Here is a 5,795-nt window from a genome sequence, read left to right as displayed (position 1 = left end):
ATTCTCACGCCCCGTCCACCGCTCCAGCAAGGCGAGCAGCGCGGGGAAGAAGACCGTGGTCCCCAAGAAGGTGCACATGACCCCCAGCAGCGCAATCTGACCGATACTCCGCAGACCCTGGTGGTTGGCGACCAGCAGCGCGCCATACCCGGCCGCATTGGACAGCGTGGCCACCACGGCCGCCAGCCCCGTGTGGCGCACCACCTTGCCGAGCGAGCCGGGCCCCTCTTCCTCGTACCGGTGGAACAGATGCACCGAGTTGTCCACCGCGATGGCCAGCAGGTTGGGCAGCACCACCGCGTTGATGAAGTTGAGCTGGACGTCGAAGAGGTACATGCCCCCCGCCAGGCACGTCACGCCCAGGAACAGCGGCCCGGTGACGAGCAACGCGCGCTTGAAGCCGCGCAGGCTCACCAGGATGACGACGAACACCACCGCGGCGGCGGACGCCAGGATGAGCGGCCCGTCCGCGCTCACCAGCGCGAAGATGCGCGCGGCGATGCGGTTGCTGTCCAGCACCGCCACGTCGATGCCGCGCGCCTTCACGCCCTCCACCACCTGGTCGATTTGCGTGGCCCAGCGCCGCAGCTCCTCGGTGTCGGAGTTGGAGACGGACGGGAACAGGAGCAGGAAGGTGCCCTTCCCGTCCGTGGCCTCGAAGCGCCGGCGCACCTCCACCGGCAACGACTCCAGGCCGTAGGGCTTCGCCGCCAGCATCCGCTGGAACTCCCGCAGCCGCGCGTCCTCGCGGAGCGCCGAGGGCAGGTCCTCCAGGCCCTGGAAGGCCTCGCGCAGGGCCGCCAGCTCCACCTCCCGGCGCGCGACATCGGAAGGCAGCAGGTCGTTGAGGGACGCGGAGCCGAGGATGGCCGAGTCCGCGCCGTTGCGCTGCTTCACCTCCGCGATGACGGCCTCCACCTGCGCCGCCTGCGCCACGTCGTCCACCAGGAAGATGGCCGGGTTGAGGGGCTGGCCCAACTGCGCGGTGACGCGGTCATCCAGGCGCGACGCCGGGGACTCGCCCTTGAGCTTGCGCATGTCCGTCTCGAAGCCCAGCTGGGGCGCCACGGAGACGGAGAACGCGGCGAAGCCCACCACCGACAGCGCCAGCGCGGCGATGACGCCCGTGGGCCAGCGCCGCCACGCCCGCTCCGGCGAGGCCCCCTGGGGCGCGGTGGCTTCCGCCGCCACGTCCGCGCGGGCCGGACGCAGGCGCTCCGCGATGGCCAGCAGCGACGGCCCCATCGCATACGTCGCGAGCACGGCCAGCAGCACGCCCAGGCCGGCCAGCAGGCCGAACTGGTTGAAGGCCTGGAACTGGGCCAGCAGGAGCACGAAGAACGCCGCCGCGTTCGTCACCGCGGACGTCACCGCGCCGCGGAAGGTGCCGCGCACCGCCGCGGCGATGGCCTCGCGCGCCGGACGCGTGCGCCGCTCCTCCCAGTACCGCATGCACAGGTGGACGCCGTACTCGATGCCCAGGCCAATCAAGATGGCGACGAGGAAGCCCGTCACGATGTTGAGGTGGCCAATGGCGAGCTGCGCCGCCGCGAACGTCAACACCACACCCACCATGACGGGGAGGCCGACGACGGCCAGCGCCGCGACGCGCCGGGTGGCGAGCAGGATGAGGCCCACCGCGATGAGCGCGGACAGCGCGCCCGCGCGCGACAGGTCGCCGCGCATCACCGCGTCCTCTTCGATGCGCCCCTGGAAGTTGCCCGTGGCCTGCAACGTCACGCCCGGATAGCGCCGCGCCGCGAGCGCGCGCCCGGTGCCCATGGTCTGGTCCACGAAGCGCCGCGCGAAGGCCAGGTCTCCCGCCGTCCCGGACGGTTTGATCATCAAATAGACTTCGGTGCCGTCCGCGCTGGCCAGCGCCTCGCGCATGGGCGCGTCCGGCGCGTGCTGCTTCGCGATGGCCTCGAAGTCCGGCGGCTCCGGCGTGCCCCCCAGGTCGAAGAAGAACGGGTTGGCGCGCTGCCGCTCATAGCGCATGCGCGCCGTCAGCTCCTGGCGCAGCGTGGCGAGTTTCTCGACGGGCAATAACAGCAGCGCATTTCGACGAAAGAAGTCCACGTCATAGCGGTGCTCGACGTAGCGGACCTCGGGCATCGCTTCCAATTGCGTCTGCAATTCGGCCGCGTAGGCCTCCAGGCGCTCCGGAGTGTCTCCCTTTGCAACGAGGACCAGGTATCCGTCCCCGCCCGCCTTCTCTGACACGCGTGTCAAATCCCGCACTTCCGGGGAGCCCCGCGGGAGCAGCTCCACGAACGACCCGCGGAACTCCAGCCGCGACGCCAGCGCCGCACCGCCCAGCGCGAGCAGTGCGCACACGAGCAACACCTGCCAGGGGCGCGAAACCGCGGCCTGGATGAAGCCTTCGAACCACCGTTGAGACCTGGCCAACATCGACTCCTCGGGGACCGGCGACGGAGCAAATTCCCGGCCAGTCAGCGGCGGCCTTGAACAGGAGGTGTGCAGCCCATTGCACACCCCGCGCTCCAGTATCGACTGGAGAACACCGTGTGTCAGACGGCGGGGTGCCATCAAAGTCTCAACGCTGTCAAGGCGAGCCCGGATACGGGTGACGACAGTGGGAGGGAGGGGCGCGGCGCTTGCCTTGACACTGCCGCGCTCCCTCTTTATTCACGCCCCCGCGTCCCCCGTCAGAGGCCGCCGGACGCAGAAATCCCCGACGCGGATTGCTCCCTGCATCGGAGGAGTCGCGACTGGAGAGCCCCATGAGCGACGTCTTCGACAAGTGCCGTAACTGGAAGGACTACCGTATCGCGAAGGCGACGGGTCTCTATCCGTACTTCCGCGCCATCGAAGCGTCGCACGGCGCCACCGAGGTGGAGATCGAAGGCAAGCGCGTCATCATGGTCGGGTCCAACAACTACCTGGGCCTGTCCGCCGATCCGCGCGTGAAGGAAGCGGCCATCCAGGCGACGGAGAAGTTCGGCACCACCAGCTCCGGCTCGCGGCTGCTCAACGGCACACTGGCGCTGCACGAGGAGCTGGAGGCGCGGCTGGCGAGGTTCCTCAACCGCGAGTCCGCCATCGTCATCTCCACGGGCTTCCAGACGAACCTGGCGCTGGCGTCCATCCTGGGCCGGCACGACATCGTGTTCAGTGACCGGCAGAACCACGCCTCGCTGGTGGACGGCATCCGCCTGTCCTTCGCCACCGAGCGCAAGTTCCGCCACAACGACATGGACCACCTGGAGCAGCTGCTGTCCCAGGCGGACCCCGAGGTGGGCAAGATCATCGTCACCGACGGCGTCTTCTCCATGGAGGGCGACCTCTGCAACCTGCCCCGCATCGTGGAGCTGGCGAAGCACTACAACGCGCGGGTGATGACGGATGACGCGCACGCCATGGGCGTGCTGGGCGCGCGGGGCCGGGGCACGTCCGAATACTTCGACCTGGAGAAGGAGACGGACCTCGTCATGGGGACCTTCTCCAAGAGCTTCGCGTCGCTGGGCGGCGTGCTGGCCGGTCCCTTCGAGGTCATCAACTACGTCCGCCACAAGGCGCGCTCGGTCATCTTCTCCGCGTCCATGACGCCGGGCTCCATCGCCGCGGCGCTCAAGGCGCTGGATATCATCGAAGCGGAGCCGGAGCGCCGCGCCCGCCTGCTGGACATCGCGGAGAAGATGCACAACGGCTTCCGCGCCATGGGCTTCGACACGGGCGTGTCGGTGACGCCGGTGGTGCCGGTGCACATCGGCGACCAGGTGAAGTGCTTCCGCTTCTGGCGCGCGCTGCACGAGGCCGGCGTCTTCGCCAACCCGGTGATTCCGCCGGCGGTGGAGCCGGGCCACGCGCTCATCCGCACCTCGTACATGGCCACGCACACGGACGCGCAGCTGGACCGCGTGCTGGACACCTTCGAGAGCATTGGCCGGAAGCTGGGCGTGATTCCGGAGACGCGCCCCACCGTCTACGAGCCGGTGCGGATTGCCCGCCCGGGCACCCGCATCCTGGCCAACCGCGCGAGCGAGACGTGGGCCGCGGGCTCGAACGGCCTGCTGGCCGACGCGGGCGGCATCACCCTGGACCAGCTGTCGCGCATGTCGTCGCGCGAGGTGGCCGGGCGCCTGTTCGACGCGGTGGAGCAGCTCACCTGGCGCGCGGCCAACCTCCAGCCGGAGGACCTGCGCAAGCTGGGCCACGCGCCGATGAAGCTGTGGGAGAAGCGCGGCGAGCTGCCGGGCCTGCTGCTGGAGAAGGGCGCTCACTTCTTCATGCGCAACGGCGCCCACTCCGACCGGAACTGAACCGCCCATGGCCCTGCACGCCGAGTCGTCCCAGCCAAGCCACGCGTCCCCGCCCATGCCCTCGGACGTGCAGGTGACCCCCGTCCGCGGCGAGGCGGAGCGGATGCAGTTCATCCGCCTCCCCTACGCCCTCTACCAGAGCGACCCGCACTGGGTTGCGCCGCTGGAGATGGAGCGCAGGGACTTCCTGGACCCGAAGAAGAACCCCTTCTTCGAGTACGGCGAGCTGGAGCTGTTCCTCGCCCGACGCGGCCCGGACGTGGTGGGCCGCATCGCCGCCATCCGCAACCCGCGGCACATGGAGATTCACGGCACGAAGGAGGGCTTCTTCGGCCTCTTCGAGTGCGTGAATGACGCGGGCATCACCCGGAGCCTGCTGGAGGCCGCCGCGTCCTGGCTGCGCCAGCGGGGCATGAACGCCATGCTGGGGCCGGCCAACCTGTCCTCCAACCAGGACTGGGGCCTGCTCATCGACGGCTTCGACACGCCGCCCGCGGTGATGATGCCGCACAACCCGCCCTACTACGCGGCGCTGCTGGAGGCCTGCGGCCTGACGAAGGCCAAGGACCTGTACGCCTACGAGCTGTCGTCCTCCGCGCAGCCGCCGGAGAAGGTGGTGCGCATCGCGGAGAAGCTTCGCGTGCGCGACGGCGTCGTCGTGCGTCCCGTCAACCTGAAGGACCTGGACGCCGAGGTGAAGCGCATCCGCGACATCTACAACTCGGCGTGGGAGAAGAACTGGGGCTTCGTGCCCTTCACCGACGCGGAGTTCGACCACCTGGCCAAGGAGCTCAAGACGGTCGTCCGGCCGGAGCTGGCGCTCATGGCGGAGGTCCAGGGCGAGCCGGTGGCCTTCTCCCTGACGGTGCCGGATGCCAACCAGGCCATCCGCGCGGCCAACGGGCGGCTCACCACGTTCGGCCTGCCCATTGGCCTGGTGAAGCTGGCGCTGGCCTCGCGCCGCATCAACCGGCTGCGCCTCATCATCCTCGGCATCAAGGAGGGCTACCGGCGCCGCGGCCTGGACGCCATCCTGTACCTGGACACCCTGCGCACGGCGAAGCGGCTGGGCTACGTGGGCGGGGAGATCTCCTGGACGCTCGAGGACAACCACCTGGTCAACCGCGCCATCGAGTCCATGGGCGCGCAGCGCTCCAAGACGTACCGCGTCTACACGCGCGCGCTCTGACCGCGGCCCGCCCCCGAGGAGTCTTCCTTGCGCTTCCTGCTCACTGGCGGCACCGGGTTCATTGGCCAGCGACTCGCGCGCCGCCTCGTGGAGCGTGGCGACCCGCTCACCCTCATGGTGCGCGCCAGTTCGCGGCGCGGGCCCCTGGAGGGACTGGGCGCCCGCTTCGTGGTGGCGGACCTGACGACGGGCGCGGGGCTGGCCGAGGCCGTGCGCGACGTGGACTGCGTGCTGCACCTGGCCGGCGTCACCAAGTCCCGCGCGCCCGAGGGCTACCTCGAGGGCAACGCGAAGGGCACCCGCCGGCTGGTGGAGGCCATGGG

At 69.9% G+C, this 5,795-nt stretch carries 4 protein-coding genes; 3 read left to right on the top strand and 1 reads right to left on the bottom strand.

All coding sequences use genetic code 11. The features are described 5' to 3' along the window. A partial coding sequence (locus G4D87_RS32460; RefSeq protein ID WP_240358786.1) for an efflux RND transporter permease subunit occupies positions 1–2,412 on the bottom strand: 2,412 nt, incomplete at its 3' end. A 332-nt stretch (positions 2,413–2,744) separates the two neighbouring features. Between G4D87_RS32460 and G4D87_RS32455 the strand changes: the two genes are divergently transcribed. The 3 genes from G4D87_RS32455 to G4D87_RS32445 form a co-directional block, all read left to right on the top strand. After that, positions 2,745–4,283: an aminotransferase class I/II-fold pyridoxal phosphate-dependent enzyme gene (locus G4D87_RS32455; RefSeq protein ID WP_163786564.1), complete on the top strand. Its 1,539-nt coding sequence runs from the start codon at positions 2,745–2,747 to the stop codon at positions 4,281–4,283. 7 nt (positions 4,284–4,290) lie between these two features. Then, complete coding sequence (locus G4D87_RS32450; RefSeq protein ID WP_163786563.1) at positions 4,291–5,472, top strand: GNAT family N-acetyltransferase; 1,182 nt, start codon at positions 4,291–4,293, stop codon at positions 5,470–5,472. Positions 5,473–5,499: 27 nt separating this feature from the next. Continuing rightward, the coding region (locus G4D87_RS32445) for an NAD-dependent epimerase/dehydratase family protein (RefSeq protein WP_163786562.1) at positions 5,500–5,795 on the top strand (296 nt) is incomplete at its 3' end.

It is taken from the genome of Myxococcus vastator (genome assembly GCF_010894475.1).
GTDB classification, from domain to species: Bacteria; Myxococcota; Myxococcia; order Myxococcales; family Myxococcaceae; genus Myxococcus; species Myxococcus vastator.
This window is presented reverse-complemented; position numbering and strand designations above follow the sequence as displayed.

Excerpts from the sequence above, each read along its gene's own strand:
- G4D87_RS32450 (WP_163786563.1), top strand. The coding sequence starts at position 4,291 with ATGGCCCTGCACGCCGAGTCGTCCCAGCCAAGCCACGCGTCCCCGCCC.
- G4D87_RS32455 (WP_163786564.1), top strand. The coding sequence starts at position 2,745 with ATGAGCGACGTCTTCGACAAGTGCCGTAACTGGAAGGACTACCGTATC.